Origin of the sequence: Burkholderia latens, from assembly GCF_001718795.1 — a bacterium.
Classification (GTDB): Bacteria; Pseudomonadota; Gammaproteobacteria; order Burkholderiales; family Burkholderiaceae; genus Burkholderia; species Burkholderia latens_A.
Genome location: NZ_CP013437.1, coordinates 506627 through 523006 on the forward strand (window position 1 = coordinate 506627; position 16380 = coordinate 523006).

Annotated in this window: 7 protein-coding genes, 2 tRNA genes and 3 rRNA genes; 2 read left to right on the forward strand and 10 right to left on the reverse strand. The window is 62.1% G+C overall.

The features are described 5' to 3' along the window. Nucleotides 1-12: 12 nt before the first annotated feature. Complete coding sequence (locus WK25_RS17840) at nt 13-1686, reverse strand: acyl-CoA synthetase (protein WP_069242259.1); 1674 nt, start codon at nt 1684-1686, stop codon at nt 13-15. 134 nt (nt 1687-1820) lie between these two features. Between WK25_RS17840 and WK25_RS17845 the strand changes: the two genes are divergently transcribed. Beyond that, on the forward strand, nt 1821-2813 hold the full coding sequence (locus tag WK25_RS17845) for an AraC family transcriptional regulator (RefSeq protein WP_069242260.1): 993 nt from the start codon (nt 1821-1823) through the stop codon (nt 2811-2813). A gap of 342 nt (nt 2814-3155) precedes the next feature. Here the strand turns inward: WK25_RS17845 and rrf are convergent. The 5 genes from rrf to WK25_RS17870 all read right to left on the reverse strand — a co-directional run bounded on the left by rrf (nt 3156) and on the right by WK25_RS17870 (nt 8507). Next, nucleotides 3156-3268 (reverse strand): 5S ribosomal RNA (gene rrf, locus WK25_RS17850). Between the two features lie 130 nt (nt 3269-3398). After that, nucleotides 3399-6279 (reverse strand): 23S ribosomal RNA (locus tag WK25_RS17855). Nucleotides 6280-6669: 390 nt separating this feature from the next. Continuing rightward, nucleotides 6670-6745 (reverse strand) — tRNA-Ala (locus WK25_RS17860). Between the two features lie 90 nt (nt 6746-6835). Further along, nucleotides 6836-6912 (reverse strand) — tRNA-Ile (locus WK25_RS17865). A 62-nt stretch (nt 6913-6974) separates the two neighbouring features. After that, nucleotides 6975-8507: ribosomal RNA gene (locus WK25_RS17870) — 16S ribosomal RNA — on the reverse strand. The 16S, 23S and 5S rRNA genes sit together here with 2 tRNA genes alongside, the layout of an rRNA operon. 658 nt (nt 8508-9165) lie before the next feature. On the opposite strand from WK25_RS17870, the gene WK25_RS17875 reads away from it, so the two are divergent. Next, nucleotides 9166-9636, forward strand: a complete 471-nt coding sequence (locus tag WK25_RS17875) for an ATPase (RefSeq protein ID WP_069242261.1) — start codon at nt 9166-9168, stop codon at nt 9634-9636. A 133-nt stretch (nt 9637-9769) separates the two neighbouring features. Here the strand turns inward: WK25_RS17875 and WK25_RS17880 are convergent, their stop codons facing one another. From WK25_RS17880 to WK25_RS17895, 4 genes are all read right to left on the reverse strand, one after another. Next, on the reverse strand, nt 9770-10453 hold the full coding sequence (locus tag WK25_RS17880; RefSeq protein WP_069242262.1) for a DUF429 domain-containing protein: 684 nt from the start codon (nt 10451-10453) through the stop codon (nt 9770-9772). 9 nt (nt 10454-10462) lie between these two features. Beyond that, nucleotides 10463-10987 carry an HD domain-containing protein gene (locus WK25_RS17885; protein ID WP_038571077.1) on the reverse strand — a complete coding sequence of 175 codons (525 nt, stop codon included), beginning with the start codon at nt 10985-10987 and terminating at the stop codon, nt 10463-10465. A 124-nt stretch (nt 10988-11111) separates the two neighbouring features. Next, entirely contained in the window at nt 11112-14582 is a 3471-nt protein-coding gene (locus tag WK25_RS17890; protein WP_069242263.1) for an ATP-binding protein, read from the reverse strand. A gap of 3 nt (nt 14583-14585) precedes the next feature. Further along, the gene (locus WK25_RS17895; protein WP_038571083.1) at nt 14586-15836 is read right to left on the reverse strand and encodes a metallophosphoesterase family protein; all 1251 of its coding nucleotides are present in this window, start codon (nt 15834-15836) and stop codon (nt 14586-14588) included. Between the last annotated feature and the right edge of the window lie 544 nt (nt 15837-16380).

Consider the following 16380-nt stretch of genomic DNA (forward strand, 5'->3'; position numbering starts at 1 on the left):
AGTGTCCTGGAGTCAGAATTGAGCGGCCTTTTCGGCTTCCATCTTGCGCAACACGAAGCGCTGTATCTTGCCGCTCGGGGTTTTGGGCAGTGCGTCGACGAACTCGATCGCACGCGGATATGCATGGGCCGACAGCCGTCGCTTCACGTGCTGACTGAGTTCATCGGCAAGCGCCGGCGTGGCGTCGAAGCCTTTCGACAGCACGACGAACGCCTTCACGATCTCCGTGCGCTCCGCGTCGGGTACGCCGATCACGGCAGCCTCGCTGACGGCCGGGTGCTCGATCAGCGCACTTTCCACGTCGAACGGGCCGATCCGGTAACCGGATGACGTAATCACGTCGTCCGCGCGACCGATGAAGCTCACCGTGCCGTCCGGTTCCAGTTCGACGTTGTCACCGGTCCGGTAATAGCCGCCTGCGATCGCGGGCGTGTCCTGCTGCCAGTAGCCGTCGAACCACAGCAGCGGCGAGTGTGCGATGTCGATCGCCAACGTGCCCGGCTGGCCGGGGCCAAGTTCGCGGCCAGCTTCGTCGAGCACAGCGACACGATAGCCGGGCATGGCCAAACCCGCCGAGCCGGGATGGACCACGTGCGTGAGCCCGTGATGATTGTTCACCACCATCCCCAGTTCGGTCTGGCCGTAGTGGTCGTAGATCGGCGCGCCGAGCGCTGCGTGGAACCAGCGCACGACTTCGGGGTTCAGCGGCTCGCCCGCGCTGCTGACGACGCGCAGCTGTCCCTTCAGCCGCGCGGCCGGTTCCGTGCCGGCCGCCATCAGCATCCGGTACGCAGTGGGCGAACCCGCGAGGCTCGTAATGCCAAGCCGCTCGATCACGTCGTAGGTGCTGTCGACCGTGAAGCCGCCCTCGTACAGCGTCGTTGCATGGCCGAGCAGCAGCGGGCCAGTGATTGCGTAATAGAGACCATACGCCCAGCCGGGATCCGCGATGTTCCAGAAGCGGTCGCTGTCGCGCAGGTCTACGGCGTCGCGCATGTACGCGCCGAACGCGACCAGCGCACGCAGGGGCACCGGCACGCCCTTCGGCAAGCCCGTCGTGCCCGACGTCGACATCATCATGAACAGATCGGTGCCCTTGCGCGACACCGGTTCGAACACGTCGGGCTGCGTATCGAGCGTTGCGCGGAAGTCGATGTCGCCGGCCGGCAGCACGTCGCCGGATTCGCGCACCGTCGCGATCCGCGGGCAATCCGCGATCTCGTCGAGTTTCGCGCGATTCGCGATGTTGGTGACGACCAGGCGCGCATCGCTCATGCGCAGCCGATGCTCGATGGCCTTCGGCCCAAATGCGGTGAAAAGCGGCTGGTAGACGGCGCCCGCGCGCCACGTGCCGAGGATCGTCGCGACCAGCTCCGGCGTACGCGGCAACAAGCCGGCGACCACGTCGCCCGGCTTCACGCCCTGCTCGACGAGCAGGTGCGCGACACGCGCCGACAGCGCGCGCATCTGCGCGAACGTGAAGCTGCGGTGCTGGCCGCCCGCGTCGATCCAGTCGAGCGCGACAGCATTGATGTTCGCTGCCGCATGCCGGTCACAGCACTCGACGCAGGCGTTCAGGCCCTGCTCCAGATCGCCGAGCAGACAGGCCGCGGCCTTCTCGATACGGAAACCGGCCACGGCGTCGGCGTAGGCCGGCGCCACCCGGGCGGTTGCTCCATCACGCATGCATGTCTCCTGTTCGTTATGACCGCCGGCGGGCCGGGGTATATCGATGATGGTAGACAGCCGTCACATTGCAATCAATGACAAACAGAATCTAGAATCGTGATCGCTTTTGCCATGTCTGGAGGCATGAATAAATGGGGCCACAGATGATCTCGCCGGGCTTTGTCGACGATGCGCTCGAGAGCCTGCGCCGACAACGCATGCCGACGGCGCCGGTGCTGCGCGCGGCAGGCCTGCCGGCCACCGTGCGCGAGCCGGTCACGCCGCAACAGTACGGCCGGCTGTGGCTCGCGATCGCCGGCGCGATCGACGACGAATTCTTCGGGCTCGCCGCCCGGCCGATGCGGCGCGGCAGCTTCACGCTGCTGTGCCATGCGGTACTGCACGCGGGTACGCTGGAAAAGGCGCTGCGCCGTGCCCTGCAGTTCCTTCGAGTGGTGCTGGACGAGCCGCACGGGGAGCTCGTGGTTGCCGACGGCCAGGCGCAGATCATTCTGACGCAGGCCGGCGCGCCATATTCGGCCTTTGCCTACCGAACGTTCTGGCTGATGCTGCTCGGCGTCGCGTGCTGGTTGATTGGCCGGCGCATTCCGCTGCAGCGCATCGATTTCGCGTGCCCGAGCCCGGACCAGCGCGGCGACTACCACCAGTTCTTCGGTGTGCCGGTCCATTTCGACCGGCCCGACAGCCGGCTCGCGTTCAACGCCGCGTACCTCGCGCTGCCGACGATCCGTTCGCCGCAAGGGCTGAAGACCTTCCTGCGCGGCGCGCCCGGCAATCTGCTGGTGCGCTATCGGCACGACACGGGCTGGGTGGCCAAAGCACGCGCGCACCTGAAGGCATCGCCGGCCGCCGAATGGCCGGACTTCGACACGCTCGCCACGCGTCTCGGTACGACGCCCGCGACGCTGCGGCGACGCCTGCGCGCCGAGGGACAGAGCTTCGCGTCGATCAAGGATGAACTGCGCGGCGCGCTCGCTCAGTCGCTGCTACGCGAGCAAACTCTCAGCGTCGCGGAAATCGCGGCCGAACTCGGATTTACCGAGCCGAGCGCGTTTCATCGCGCGTTCCGGAAATGGACGGGCACGAGCCCGGGCGCGTTTCGGCGCGACGTCAACGCGGCGTGATCTGAGCGGGGAACGGCGGTTTGCCGGGAGTCGGCGGCCGCCGACGCTTGCGCGTGCTATCGATCGTGAATGCACCGCAGGTGCGGTTCAGTTCCGAGAAGAGCGTGACGGGTGCCACGGCAAGCGAGATCGATAAAAGACGGATGGGAACCGCGTCGATCGCCCAGGGGAAAGCCGGGCAACCTGCGTGGAGGGAGGATTTAACTGAGCGTGCTATCCGAACCGGTAACACGGAACGTCCGGGTCTGTGCCCGATGGCGAGCTTCGCCGCGCAACATGCCTTTCCGCCGCCGCAAATGCAAAAACCCCCGCCTGTTTGGGCGGGGGTTTCTGGCTTAGGGAGCCTGACGATTACCTACTTTCACACGGGAATCCGCACTATCATCGGCGTAGAGTCGTTTCACGGTCCTGTTCGGGATGGGAAGGGGTGGGACCGACTCGCTATGGTCATCAGGCAAAGAGGGTTGTCCTGCTGGCATGGCCAACAGAACCAATCTGGGAAGAAGCAGTAATTTTAGGTTGTGTGTATCACACACGAGAATCCAACCGTCCGACGCGCTCTGTAGCGCGAAACAGACTTGTTATAGGATCAAGCCTTACGGGCAATTAGTATCGGTTAGCTGAACGCATTACTGCGCTTACACACCCGACCTATCAACGTCCTGGTCTCGAACGACCCTTCAAGGGGATCTAGTCCCCAGGGATATCTCATCTTAAGGCGAGTTTCCCGCTTAGATGCTTTCAGCGGTTATCTCTTCCGAACATAGCTACCCGGCGATGCCACTGGCGTGACAACCGGTACACCAGAGGTTCGTCCACTCCGGTCCTCTCGTACTAGGAGCAGCCCCCTTCAAATATCCAACGCCCACGGCAGATAGGGACCAAACTGTCTCACGACGTTTTAAACCCAGCTCACGTACCTCTTTAAATGGCGAACAGCCATACCCTTGGGACCGGCTACAGCCCCAGGATGAGATGAGCCGACATCGAGGTGCCAAACACCGCCGTCGATATGAACTCTTGGGCGGTATCAGCCTGTTATCCCCAGAGTACCTTTTATCCGTTGAGCGATGGCCCTTCCATACAGAACCACCGGATCACTATGACCTGCTTTCGCACCTGCTCGACTTGTCGGTCTCGCAGTTAAGCACGCTTATGCCATTGCACTATCAGCACGATTTCCGACCGTACCTAGCGTACCTTCGTACTCCTCCGTTACGCTTTGGGAGGAGACCGCCCCAGTCAAACTGCCTACCATGCACTGTCCCCGACCCGGATCACGGGCCAAGGTTAGAACCTCAAACAAACCAGGGTGGTATTTCAAGGACGGCTCCACCGAAACTAGCGTTCCGGTTTCATAGCCTCCCACCTATCCTACACAGATCGGTTCAAAGTCCAATGCAAAGCTACAGTAAAGGTTCATGGGGTCTTTCCGTCTAGCCGCGGGTAGATTGCATCATCACAAACACTTCAACTTCGCTGAGTCTCGGGAGGAGACAGTGTGGCCATCGTTACGCCATTCGTGCAGGTCGGAACTTACCCGACAAGGAATTTCGCTACCTTAGGACCGTTATAGTTACGGCCGCCGTTTACCGGGACTTCAATCAAGAGCTTGCACCCCATCATTTAATCTTCCGGCACCGGGCAGGCGTCACACCCTATACGTCCACTTTCGTGTTTGCAGAGTGCTGTGTTTTTATTAAACAGTCGCAGCCACCAGTTTATTGCAACCCCTTCACCCTCCTGGCGCAGGCCAGTCAAGCTACAAGGGCGTACCTTATCCCGAAGTTACGGTACCAATTTGCCGAGTTCCTTCTCCCGAGTTCTCTCAAGCGCCTTAGAATACTCATCTCGCCCACCTGTGTCGGTTTGCGGTACGGTCATCGTTAGACTGAAGCTTAGAGGCTTTTCTTGGAACCACTTCCAATTGCTTCGCTCCCGAAGGAGCTCGCGCCACACCCTTGAATTACGCGCCCGGATTTGCCTAAGCGCCTTCTCCAATGCAGCGACCGGGACTTCCAACACCCGGACAACCTTCCGCGATCCGTCCCCCCATCGCATCTAACGACGGTGCAGGAATATTGACCTGCTTCCCATCAGCTACGCATTTCTGCCTCGCCTTAGGGGCCGACTCACCCTACGCCGATGAACGTTGCGTAGGAAACCTTGGGCTTACGGCGAGGGGGCCTTTCACCCCCTTTATCGCTACTCATGTCAGCATTCGCACTTCCGATACCTCCAGCACGCTTTTCAACGCACCTTCGCAGGCTTACGGAACGCTCTCCTACCATGCGTGCAAGCACGCATCCGCAGCTTCGGTATATAGCTTAGCCCCGTTACATCTTCCGCGCAGGACGACTCGATCAGTGAGCTATTACGCTTTCTTTAAAGGGTGGCTGCTTCTAAGCCAACCTCCTGACTGTTTTAGCCTTCCCACTTCGTTTCCCACTTAGCTATATTTGGGGACCTTAGCTGGCGGTCTGGGTTGTTTCCCTCTTGACACCGGACGTTAGCACCCGATGTCTGTCTCCCGTGATTGCACTCTTCGGTATTCGGAGTTTGCTATGGCGGGGTAATCTGCAATAGACCCCCCAACCATGACAGTGCTCTACCCCCGAAGGTGAGACACGAGGCACTACCTAAATAGTTTTCGGAGAGAACCAGCTATTTCCAGGTTTGTTTAGCCTTTCACCCCTATCCACAGCTCATCCCCTAACTTTTCAACGTTAGTGGGTTCGGACCTCCAGTACGTGTTACCGCACCTTCATCCTGGCCATGGATAGATCACCTGGTTTCGGGTCTACGCCCAGCAACTGAACGCCCTATTCGGACTCGCTTTCGCTACGCCTGCCCTATACGGTTAAGCTTGCTACTGAACGTAAGTCGCTGACCCATTATACAAAAGGTACGCCGTCACCCCTTACGAGGCTCCGACTGTTTGTATGCATGCGGTTTCAGGATCTATTTCACTCCCCTCCCGGGGTTCTTTTCGCCTTTCCCTCACGGTACTGGTTCACTATCGGTCGATCACGAGTATTTAGCCTTGGAGGATGGTCCCCCCATCTTCAGACAGGATTTCACGTGTCCCGCCCTACTTGTCGCACACCTAGTTCTTTCATACTGTTTTCGCCTACAGGGCTATCACCTGCTATGGCCGCACTTTCCAGAGCGTTCGGCTAACAATACAAATAAAGAGTGCAAGGCTCATCCCATTTCGCTCGCCACTACTTTGGGAATCTCGGTTGATTTCTTTTCCTGCGGTTACTTAGATGTTTCAGTTCACCGCGTTCGCTTCGCATGGCCTATGTATTCAGCCATGGATACTCCATAAGGAGTGGGTTTCCCCATTCGGACATCTACGGATCAAAGCTCGTTTGCCAGCTCCCCGTAGCTTTTCGCAGGCTACCGCGTCCTTCATCGCCTGTGATCGCCAAGGCATCCACCACATGCACTTGTTCGCTTGACCCTATAACGAGTCTGTCTCGTTACAGGTTGAGTTCTCGCGTTGTGCCGTATTCCAAGTTGATGTCGACCAGAGTTGGCGCTTTAGCGCTTACTCTGGCCCCACTCCCGTAGGGAGCCGAACATGAAGTTCGAATCATCTTGAGATACATCGATACAATCACAACCCGGATAGTTTTCACGTCCATCTCAAAGACGCTTCCGCTATCCAAATTACTTACTTCTTCCAGATTGTTAAAGAACGACAGCCGATACTTTCGTACCGCTCTGACTGGCTCAATCGCCAATGAGTAATGTTCGATTCGTTCTCTCGAACTCCATCAAACATTATCCATTGGGCTCCCTTCGGGAGTGAGATGCTCGTAAGCGCTGAAGCGCTAACGATCATCGCAATTGGTGGAGGCAGACGGGATCGAACCGACGACCCCCTGCTTGCAAAGCAGGTGCTCTCCCAGCTGAGCTATGCCCCCATGAGTACAGATTTGCCTCAGGTACTACAGCCATCGGCATGGGCTGCTCGTAAGCGCTAAAGCGCTAACGATCACCGACACGTCAGACAATGGTGGGTCTGGTTGGATTCGAACCAACGACCCCCGCCTTATCAAGACGGTGCTCTAACCGACTGAGCTACAGACCCCTGAGTCTGTCTTTAATTTACAGCCGATAAGCGTGAGCGCTCAACTTTGCGAGAAGCTCTGGAAAGGAGGTGATCCAGCCGCACCTTCCGATACGGCTACCTTGTTACGACTTCACCCCAGTCATGAATCCTACCGTGGTGACCGTCCTCCTTGCGGTTAGACTAGCCACTTCTGGTAAAACCCACTCCCATGGTGTGACGGGCGGTGTGTACAAGACCCGGGAACGTATTCACCGCGGCATGCTGATCCGCGATTACTAGCGATTCCAGCTTCATGCACTCGAGTTGCAGAGTGCAATCCGGACTACGATCGGTTTTCTGGGATTAGCTCCCCCTCGCGGGTTGGCAACCCTCTGTTCCGACCATTGTATGACGTGTGAAGCCCTACCCATAAGGGCCATGAGGACTTGACGTCATCCCCACCTTCCTCCGGTTTGTCACCGGCAGTCTCCTTAGAGTGCTCTTGCGTAGCAACTAAGGACAAGGGTTGCGCTCGTTGCGGGACTTAACCCAACATCTCACGACACGAGCTGACGACAGCCATGCAGCACCTGTGCGCCGGTTCTCTTTCGAGCACTCCCGAATCTCTTCAGGATTCCGACCATGTCAAGGGTAGGTAAGGTTTTTCGCGTTGCATCGAATTAATCCACATCATCCACCGCTTGTGCGGGTCCCCGTCAATTCCTTTGAGTTTTAATCTTGCGACCGTACTCCCCAGGCGGTCAACTTCACGCGTTAGCTACGTTACTAAGGAAATGAATCCCCAACAACTAGTTGACATCGTTTAGGGCGTGGACTACCAGGGTATCTAATCCTGTTTGCTCCCCACGCTTTCGTGCATGAGCGTCAGTATTGGCCCAGGGGGCTGCCTTCGCCATCGGTATTCCTCCACATCTCTACGCATTTCACTGCTACACGTGGAATTCTACCCCCCTCTGCCATACTCTAGCCTGCCAGTCACCAATGCAGTTCCCAGGTTGAGCCCGGGGATTTCACATCGGTCTTAGCAAACCGCCTGCGCACGCTTTACGCCCAGTAATTCCGATTAACGCTTGCACCCTACGTATTACCGCGGCTGCTGGCACGTAGTTAGCCGGTGCTTATTCTTCCGGTACCGTCATCCCCCGGCTGTATTAGAGCCAAGGATTTCTTTCCGGACAAAAGTGCTTTACAACCCGAAGGCCTTCTTCACACACGCGGCATTGCTGGATCAGGCTTTCGCCCATTGTCCAAAATTCCCCACTGCTGCCTCCCGTAGGAGTCTGGGCCGTGTCTCAGTCCCAGTGTGGCTGGTCGTCCTCTCAGACCAGCTACTGATCGTCGCCTTGGTAGGCCTTTACCCCACCAACTAGCTAATCAGCCATCGGCCAACCCTATAGCGCGAGGCCCGAAGGTCCCCCGCTTTCATCCGTAGATCGTATGCGGTATTAATCCGGCTTTCGCCGGGCTATCCCCCACTACAGGACATGTTCCGATGTATTACTCACCCGTTCGCCACTCGCCACCAGGTGCAAGCACCCGTGCTGCCGTTCGACTTGCATGTGTAAGGCATGCCGCCAGCGTTCAATCTGAGCCAGGATCAAACTCTTCAGTTCAAACCTGTTACTGTTTTCGGTTCCGTTAAGAACCGGTCGCTCACTCAAAGCTGACAGGAATATGAATCACTTCATAAACCTGACTTACTTTAGTGTGAGACTCTTGATACTTTCGCTTTCTGATCCGAGGATCAGCTCGCTGCCATCAAGCGCCCACACTTATCGGCTGTTAATTTTTAAAGAGCATTCCTGCGAGGAACTTCGCGTTTCCCGGCAGCGCTGCGTTTTCAGCAGCAGAGAAGCGAGATTATGAACCGCCTTTCTTCGCTCGTCAACAACTTTCTGAACTGCTTCGTTGCGACCGCGAGGGGTTCAGCTTCGTGTGCCCAAGGCCGTTACCGCTGACCCAGTCGCACCGCTTCCCTTCTTCTCCCGCGCCGCGTTTCCGTTAGCGCGAAAGAGGCGTGATTCTAGGCACCCGCCCGCGGCCGCGCAACCCCTTTGTGAAAATATTTTGAAAAAGCCCCGTGCGCTGCCGCGCACGGGGCTTGGGGCTGGAGCGCGCGCCGCACTTCATATACAGAGGGCATCACGAGCCGGGGCCGATCGGGAACGCATTCTTCCTCCATCCCCTATAGAAAGTGCGCCACGCCTCGCTCTCGATCGCGCCGATGGTCACGCGGCGGAACGATCGATACGCGTCGCGCCGTCGCGTATCATGCGGCGATCGAACCACGCACCCATACCCACGATGGACAGCACCACACAATCCGGCGACACGGACCTTCGAGGCGAATACACGGCGCTGCGCGAGCGCGCCGTCATGCTCGAAGAAAATGTTCCGCCGCTTCTGCAACGAATTTCGGACGTGCTCCCGCGCATCTGCGGCGAATCCGAACTCGCGGACGAGCATCGTGAACGGCTCGTCGGCGCGCGCAATGCGGCAATGGTGTCGATCGAAAACTATCAACAGGCGATCCCGTTTCTGCAAACCGCAGACTCCATCATCGAACAGCTCGACAAGACGCCTGAGCGCGACGAGGACGTCGAGTGGCGCGAATCGCTGCTGCAACGGCTCGACGAACTGATCGACGTCGCGGTCGTGATGATCGACGATGCGCAAACTTATTACGAGCAAGCGGACGCTAGCGATCTGTCCAGCGTGCCGAAGTCCATTCTCGAAGACTGAGCATCACCGCCGGCGCGCGTACCGTGCACCTGCTGCATATGCCGCGCGCCCCCCACTTTCGGACGGCTGTCGGCGCGCTGCGCCTTCCACGTCGGCAGCTCCGCACCTCGCCAGAACCAATTCGCCGCCGCGCTCACATCTTGTCCAGAACGACCGGCTCGGCGACTACCGGTACTCGGATATATCCGCCCTTCGCATCGCCATACGCGCGGGCTTTTCCGTCAAGCACGTATTGCGCGGTCAATGCACATAACGCGGCGTCCCGCGCGTCCACCGATCGCAATGCCGACACGTCAATTCCGAGCTGCGTCAGCAAGTGCCGCCGCTGATTGCGTTTCAGCTTCGCCGACGCGATCGCCGTGCCGAGCATCGCGCAGGTAATCGCATACGGATAAGTCTCGAAGCTCACACGTCCACCGGCATAGTGCACATTGGTCAACAGCGGGTAGGCATCCGCCAGCGCGCGGTACACGCGCTCGCCCATGAACATCCAGTCGAAAAAACCCGATGTGCTGGCCACGGCCTGCTCGCGCGACGGCGTCGGGAAACACGAGATCCGCTCGCGCGCGAGCGCCTGCTCGGCAGCCCGGCGTCCCGTTCCGCTCCACCACAGGCTCGGCGCATCGACACCAACAGCCATTACATTATGCTGGGTACACAGCGCAGGCAGCGCTTCCGGCGCAATCCTGGCCTCGCGACAAACGATCGTCGAGCCACGCAGGATCACGAGATCGCACAGCTTCCTGTCGCCACCGACGTCGACGCCCGCGACGGCGGGCAACGACCGCGCAACAGATCCGGATCGGTCCGCTCGCATGGTCGCGCGTCAGTTCGCCGGCCGCGCGTCGTACGCGGCATCGAAGATCGCCTCCAGCCCCGGGTGCACGCCGCGCATCCGGTCGACGACCGACTTCGCCCAATCGAAATACGCCTGCTTGCGCTCGAGTGGCCAGTCCGCGGGCGGATGCCGCGCGATGTCGCGCAGGTTGCAGATCTTGTCGGCCAGCTTCACGAGCTTCGCGCGACGGCTAATAGTCGCGGCATGCTCGACCTGCAGGCGCTTGCGTTCGTCCTTCGGCAACGACTTGTCGTCGGTGACCTCCATCACGATGTCGGCGACGTCCTTGCCGAACAGCCGCAGCAACTCTTGTTCGGTCGTCTCCGTATCCTCGATCGTGTCGTGCAGCACTGCCGCGACGATCACGCGCTCGTCCTCGATGCCGGCTTCGTTGGCCAATACGTCGGCCAGTGCGATCGGATGGTTGATGTACGGCGACGCGTCGTCGTCCTTGCGCCGCTGATTGCGATGCTTGTCCGCCGCGAATGCGATAGCCGCTACAAGCTTGTTCATTGTCGATTCCCCTCGTGTGGCCGGACCCGCGGCCGGCAGAACCGGCAGCGTGCGTTTCGGAGCCGCACATACTACCTGTACGCGATGACCATTCCCACGTATTGAGACATCGGGACACCCACCGTCATGCGCCCGCGGCCTCGCGCTGCAGTGCGACGACGTTTACCCGTGCGCCGAACACGTCGTGCACGAGCGGCAGCAGGTGATCGTGATGAGTCAGGAACAGCACCTGCGTACGCGTCGACAGATCGCGCAGCGCCTCGAGGCCTGCCTTCGCCCGCGCATCGTCGAAGTTGATGAACAGATCGTCGGCGACGAACGGCAGCCCGCTTCTGCTGGCAAGCTGCAGTTCGAGCGCCGCGATTCGCAGCGCGAGGAACAGCTGGTCGCGCGTCCCTTCGCTCAGGCCGGCGACTTCGACCGACGTGCCCGTCGTGCGGCGCGCGTAGAGCGCAGGCGGCGTCCGTTCGGTATCGACGGTCAGCCGCGCAAATTCACCGAGCGTAAGCCCGGCGAAAATCTCGCCCGCGCGGCGCAGCATCGGCCCCTGCTTCTGGTCGCGATAGCGATCGGTCGCCCACTTCAACAAGCGGCTCGCGGTCGCTGCTTCCAGATACTGCTCGGCTGCGTCGCCCATGGCCGCCAGCGCTTCCTGACGCTTCGCCTCGGCCACCGCCGCATTCGCGTGGCCATCGATCGCACCGAATGCCTGCTGCGCGACGACCTGTTGCTGAGCGAGTTCGTTCAGGCGCTTGCCGACATCGCCTAGCGCCTGCTTCACGGCTTCGAGATGTGCGGGCACATCGGCGATGTCCTGTTCCGCGACCTCAGCCTCGACAGCCGACTGCGACAACCCGTCGCCGTCGCGCACGAGCGCCTCCTTCGCGGCTTCGAGCGCCTGTCGCAGCTCGCGTTGCCGATCCGAGCGCTCGGCCAGCGGCAGTGCCGCGTCGATCGACGCGACGCCGGCCAGTTGCAGCAGCGGTTGAATCCGCGCGTCGGCGCCGGCGACGGCCGCAGCCGCATCGGCGACCTTGCCGTCAGCTTGCCGCACAGCGTCGTCGGCACGTGCAATCGCACGCGCGGTTTCGCGTGCAGCCGCCACACGCATCGTCAACCGACGCGCCACGTCGAGCCAGTCGCCGCTTGCAAGCCACGCGGGCTCCAGTGCTTCGGCAAGCCGCCGTGCGCCGGCCTCGAGCGCAGCCAGTTCCGCACGAATCGCAGCGATCCGGTTGCGCGGCGCATCGGCGGCGGCCAGTTCGGCCGTCACCGTATTCGCAAGTGCGAGCGCCCCTTCGGCCGCAGCCAGCGTCACCGCGTTCGCGTGCAGCCGCGCGTCGGCAAGCGCGCCGCGCCATTGCGCATGCCACGCATCGTACGCGGTCTGGGCCTGGGAAGCGCGCGAGCGGGCCGTTGCGCAGCCGCGCTCGGCTTCGCGCGCGCGCTCCGCGAGCCCCTCCTTCTGCGCGAGCATTTTCTCCGCCGACTGCACGAACGTCTCGGCGATCGCGACGAGCGCGCCCAGTCCATCGGCACCATCCCCGCGCGATACCAGTTGCAGCGCCGAACGCAATGCGGCTTCCGCAGCGGCGCGTGCCTCGCGAGTCATCGCGAATTCGCGGCGCAGGCGGTCGAGCTCGGATTGCGCGGCGAACACTGCGTCGCGCTTCGCGAGCCAGTCGCTCATCGCCGTGAGCGGCATGCCCGGCACGCCGGCCGTCGCCGCCTGTGCGGCCCATGCGTCACGATGTGCAGCCAGCTCGCGTTCGCGCTCGTCAACGGCCGCCTGCCGGCGCGTGAACACCGCGCATGCGGCCTCGACCTGCTGGCGCAGCGACTGCAGCGTCGCCGCTGCCTGCGTCGCGCCGAGCTGCGCATCGACGAGTTCGTCGGCGAGGCGAATCGCATCGTCAACGGCCGGCGCGCCGGTCGCAAGATCGACCGCACCGCTGCGGACGTCGCCCCACGCAGCGTCGCGACGCGCACGCGCAGACAGTACCTCGGCGGTCGTGACGACCTTGTGGGTCTGCGCGAAATGCTTCTCCTGCAGTTCGAGCCGCTCGAGCTCTTCGCGCGCGGCATCACGGGCGTCGCGGGCGGCAACCGCAGCGCTCACGCGTTCGCTCGCTTCGGCAAGCAGCGCACCCAGCCCGGCCGCGGTCGGCACGTCGAGCAGCCTCAGCGCGTCGACCGGCATGCGCCACCGGCCGAGCGCATCGAGCGCGTCGGCGAGCGTACGTTCGGCGGCGGCAATGTCGCGTTCGAGCGCCTGCTCACGCTGCCCGCTGCCGCGAAAGCCCTGCGCATCGGCGAGGGCCGCACGCAATACTTCGGGCACCTCGACCGTCGACAGGCGCGTCAACTGATCCTGCACCTGCGCCAGCTCCTGCGTGCGCTCGTCGAGCGCTTCGCGCGCGCCGGCCAGCGCCTGATGCAGCGCGCCGTGATCGCGCAACAGGTTTGCGACGGTCTTCAGCGACAACGCGCTCGGCAGTGCAGCCCGCAGCGGCGCTTCGTCGGTCGGCCAGCCGAGCTGCGCTGCGGCCGCGCCGGCGGCCGACAGATGCCGCTCGGCTTCCGCTCCCAACAAGAGCAGATCCTGCGCGTGGTTCATGCACGCGCCGCGCAACCGGTCGAGCGATTCGATGTCGCCTTCGAGCGCCAGCGCGTCGGCATCCGGCTCGATCGCATCGCGTGTCTGCCGTTTCGCGAGCAGGTCTGCACGCCGCTCCTCGAGCACTTTGCGTTCGGCCGCGAGATCACCTTGCGCTTTCAGCAGGTCGGCGTACGCGGTCGGCGGCAATTCGACGACGGCGCCCAGCTCGGCGAGCGCCGCTTCCTTGATCGTCAGCTCCTTCAGATATGGCGCCAGTCGCCGCACGCGTTCGAGCTTCGACCGCAATGCTTCGAGGCGGCGCTGCTCAGCGCGTGCCTGTTCGATCTCGTGCTCGATTGCATCGCGCGCTTCCTTGCGATCGACCCAGTCGCGCGTGCGCACCTGGACCGCCTTCAGTTCGCCGACGGCCTCGTTGAACAGCGTCTCGGCCTGCGCGAACGCACTGCCGCTGCGTCGCGGCGCCCACAGCTCCGCGACGCGGGCATCCAACTCGTCGCGCACGGGCCCCAGCGTACCGACGCCCGCAGCCGATTCGAACAGCACCTGACCCAGCTTGTCGGACGCGTCGAGTATGCTGCGGCCGCCGTCGACGAGCCGACCATGGTCCAGCCCGAACATCTGCTCGAAGAACTCGCGCGTCGCGCCGTCGAGGATCCCGTTCAGATAGTCGTCCGGCAACTTGTCGTCGGCCGGCGTGCGCAGCGGGCTGCGTCCGCGCGCACGATGAAACGCGAGCGAACCGCTGCGGCCCTCCAGCACACCGCCGATCCGCAGCTCCGGCGTCGCATGCAGGAAGTCGAGCGGCGTCTGCAGCTTCATCCCGAACAGCAATTCCGACACGGCCGTGCGGATGGTGGACTTGCCGGCCTCGTTCGGCCCCACGATCACGTGGAAATCCTGGCTTGCCGACGGAAAGCGCAGCGTTTCGTCGGTGAACTTGCCGTACTTGATCAGATCGAGCTGACTGATGCGCATCGCTTACTCCCCCCTCGCAAGCCGCGCGAGCAACGCGGGCCCCACCTGTTCGACCAGCGCCGTGAGTTCGCCGGCGCGCGCCATCGTCAGCAGCGGCACCTCCTCCTTCACGTCGCTGCGCACCTTGCCGACGAACGGCTTCAGGTCGCGGTCTAGCAGGGCGAGGAAGTCGGGATCGTGCGCGGCCTCGGTCAGAATCTGCTTCAGATCTTCCAGCGCCTCGAGCTGCTCGCTCTCGCGTTGCGCCCGTTCGGGTTCGGACGTCGCAAGCCGAACCTTCTCCAGCCACAGCCGTTCGTTGCCGATGATGCCGATCTGGTTCAGCACCTCCGCGCGCAATTGCGGTGCACGGCCGAAAAAGAGACCATGCGCGGACGTCCGCCCGACGACCGTCACGCGCACCGCGCGCGGCACGTGGCCGTCGACGCTCAGCAAAGTCTCGAGCGACTGGCCGATCTTTCTCGACAGATCGGCGACGGTGAAGCAGTCGGACGCATCGACCGACACGGCTTCCCAGCGCAGCACATCGAGGTACAGGCGTTCGACGTGCGTGCGGCCCTGCTCGACCGTCACCAGCACCGCGCCGCGGCGACCCGTCTCGCGGATATGACGGCCCTGCAGGTTGCCGGGGAATACGACGGTCGACGGCCCCGACCATTGCTGGAACTCGTGCACATGGCCGAGCGCCCAGTAGTCGTAGCCTTTCGCATGCAGTTCCGCCAGTGAGCACGGCGCGTAGTTCGCGTGCGCAGCATAGCCTTCGAGCGCGGTGTGCAGCACGCCGATGTTGTAATGGCCCGGCACGGGATCCGGATAGCCGATCGCGAGATTGTCGACGACGGCCTTGTCCTTGAAGCTCTGCCCGTGCAGCGCGACGTCGAATTCCGGCAGCGTGAACGTCTCCGGCTTGCGGTGACCGAACACGGTCACGTTGTCGGGCAAGGTCAGCTTCTTCGTCATCTCGCTCTCGGCATCGTGATTGCCGCCGAGCACGAATGCGCGAATGCCGGCCTTGCGCAGACGGCCCATCTGCTGGCCGAAAAAGATGCCGGTGTTGTGGTCCTTCCAGTCACCGTCGTACAGGTCGCCCGCGATCACGAGGAACGCGACTTCCTCTTCGATCGCACGATCCACGAGTTGCCGCAGCGCCTCGCGGGACGCGTTGCGCAACTGCGCGGCCGGCGCGTCCGGATAGGCGCTCAGGCCGTGCAACGGGCTGTCAAGGTGAATGTCTGCCGCGTGGATGAACTTCACGAAGGTTCCTCTGGATCATGACGAAAGGGCGATGTCGACCGGCATTGTGCACTGTTGAACGACGGACGCTGCAGCCAGCGACAATCCGGACAGCCGCCGGCGCATCATTGCGTTGCGACGCGAGTGCGATCGGGCGGTATTGCCACGATGCCGGCCCGCAGACCGCACGCGCAGCTATTTAAGCATGGCGACCACGCGATGGCAGGCGCGTGGTGCGCGTACGAAGCACACGGGCCCGGCGCGGATGCGCGATTGCGGTCGACGCGTTTCGTCGTCACTCGTTCATGGAAGAGCACCGGCATGCGCAAACGCGCGGCAGCGTGGGCAACACGGATGTATCCGCCATCGAATCGGACGATCGCCGTCGCGGTTTCGGCCACACAGGCGCGCCAGTCGCTCAGCGCGCGAGAGGTCTGCGAGCTGCCGAAACGCAGTCCGTGGCCGCGTTCTTACCGTGCTCCGCGCCGGTTCGCATGCAATGAAATCACGGCCACACGGAATGCACCGGATAGAGGCCGACGCGCAACGTGCGCGGGCTTTTGTG

Coding starts and splice junctions, on each gene's coding strand:
- WK25_RS17840 (WP_069242259.1), bottom strand. CDS start 1,686: ATGCGTGATGGAGCAACCGCCCGGGTGGCGCCGGCCTACGCCGACGCC.
- WK25_RS17845 (WP_069242260.1), top strand. CDS start 1,821: ATGGGGCCACAGATGATCTCGCCGGGCTTTGTCGACGATGCGCTCGAG.
- WK25_RS17875 (WP_069242261.1), top strand. CDS start 9,166: ATGCGGCGATCGAACCACGCACCCATACCCACGATGGACAGCACCACA.
- WK25_RS17880 (WP_069242262.1), bottom strand. CDS start 10,453: ATGCGAGCGGACCGATCCGGATCTGTTGCGCGGTCGTTGCCCGCCGTC.
- WK25_RS17885 (WP_038571077.1), bottom strand. CDS start 10,987: ATGAACAAGCTTGTAGCGGCTATCGCATTCGCGGCGGACAAGCATCGC.
- WK25_RS17890 (WP_069242263.1), bottom strand. CDS start 14,582: ATGCGCATCAGTCAGCTCGATCTGATCAAGTACGGCAAGTTCACCGAC.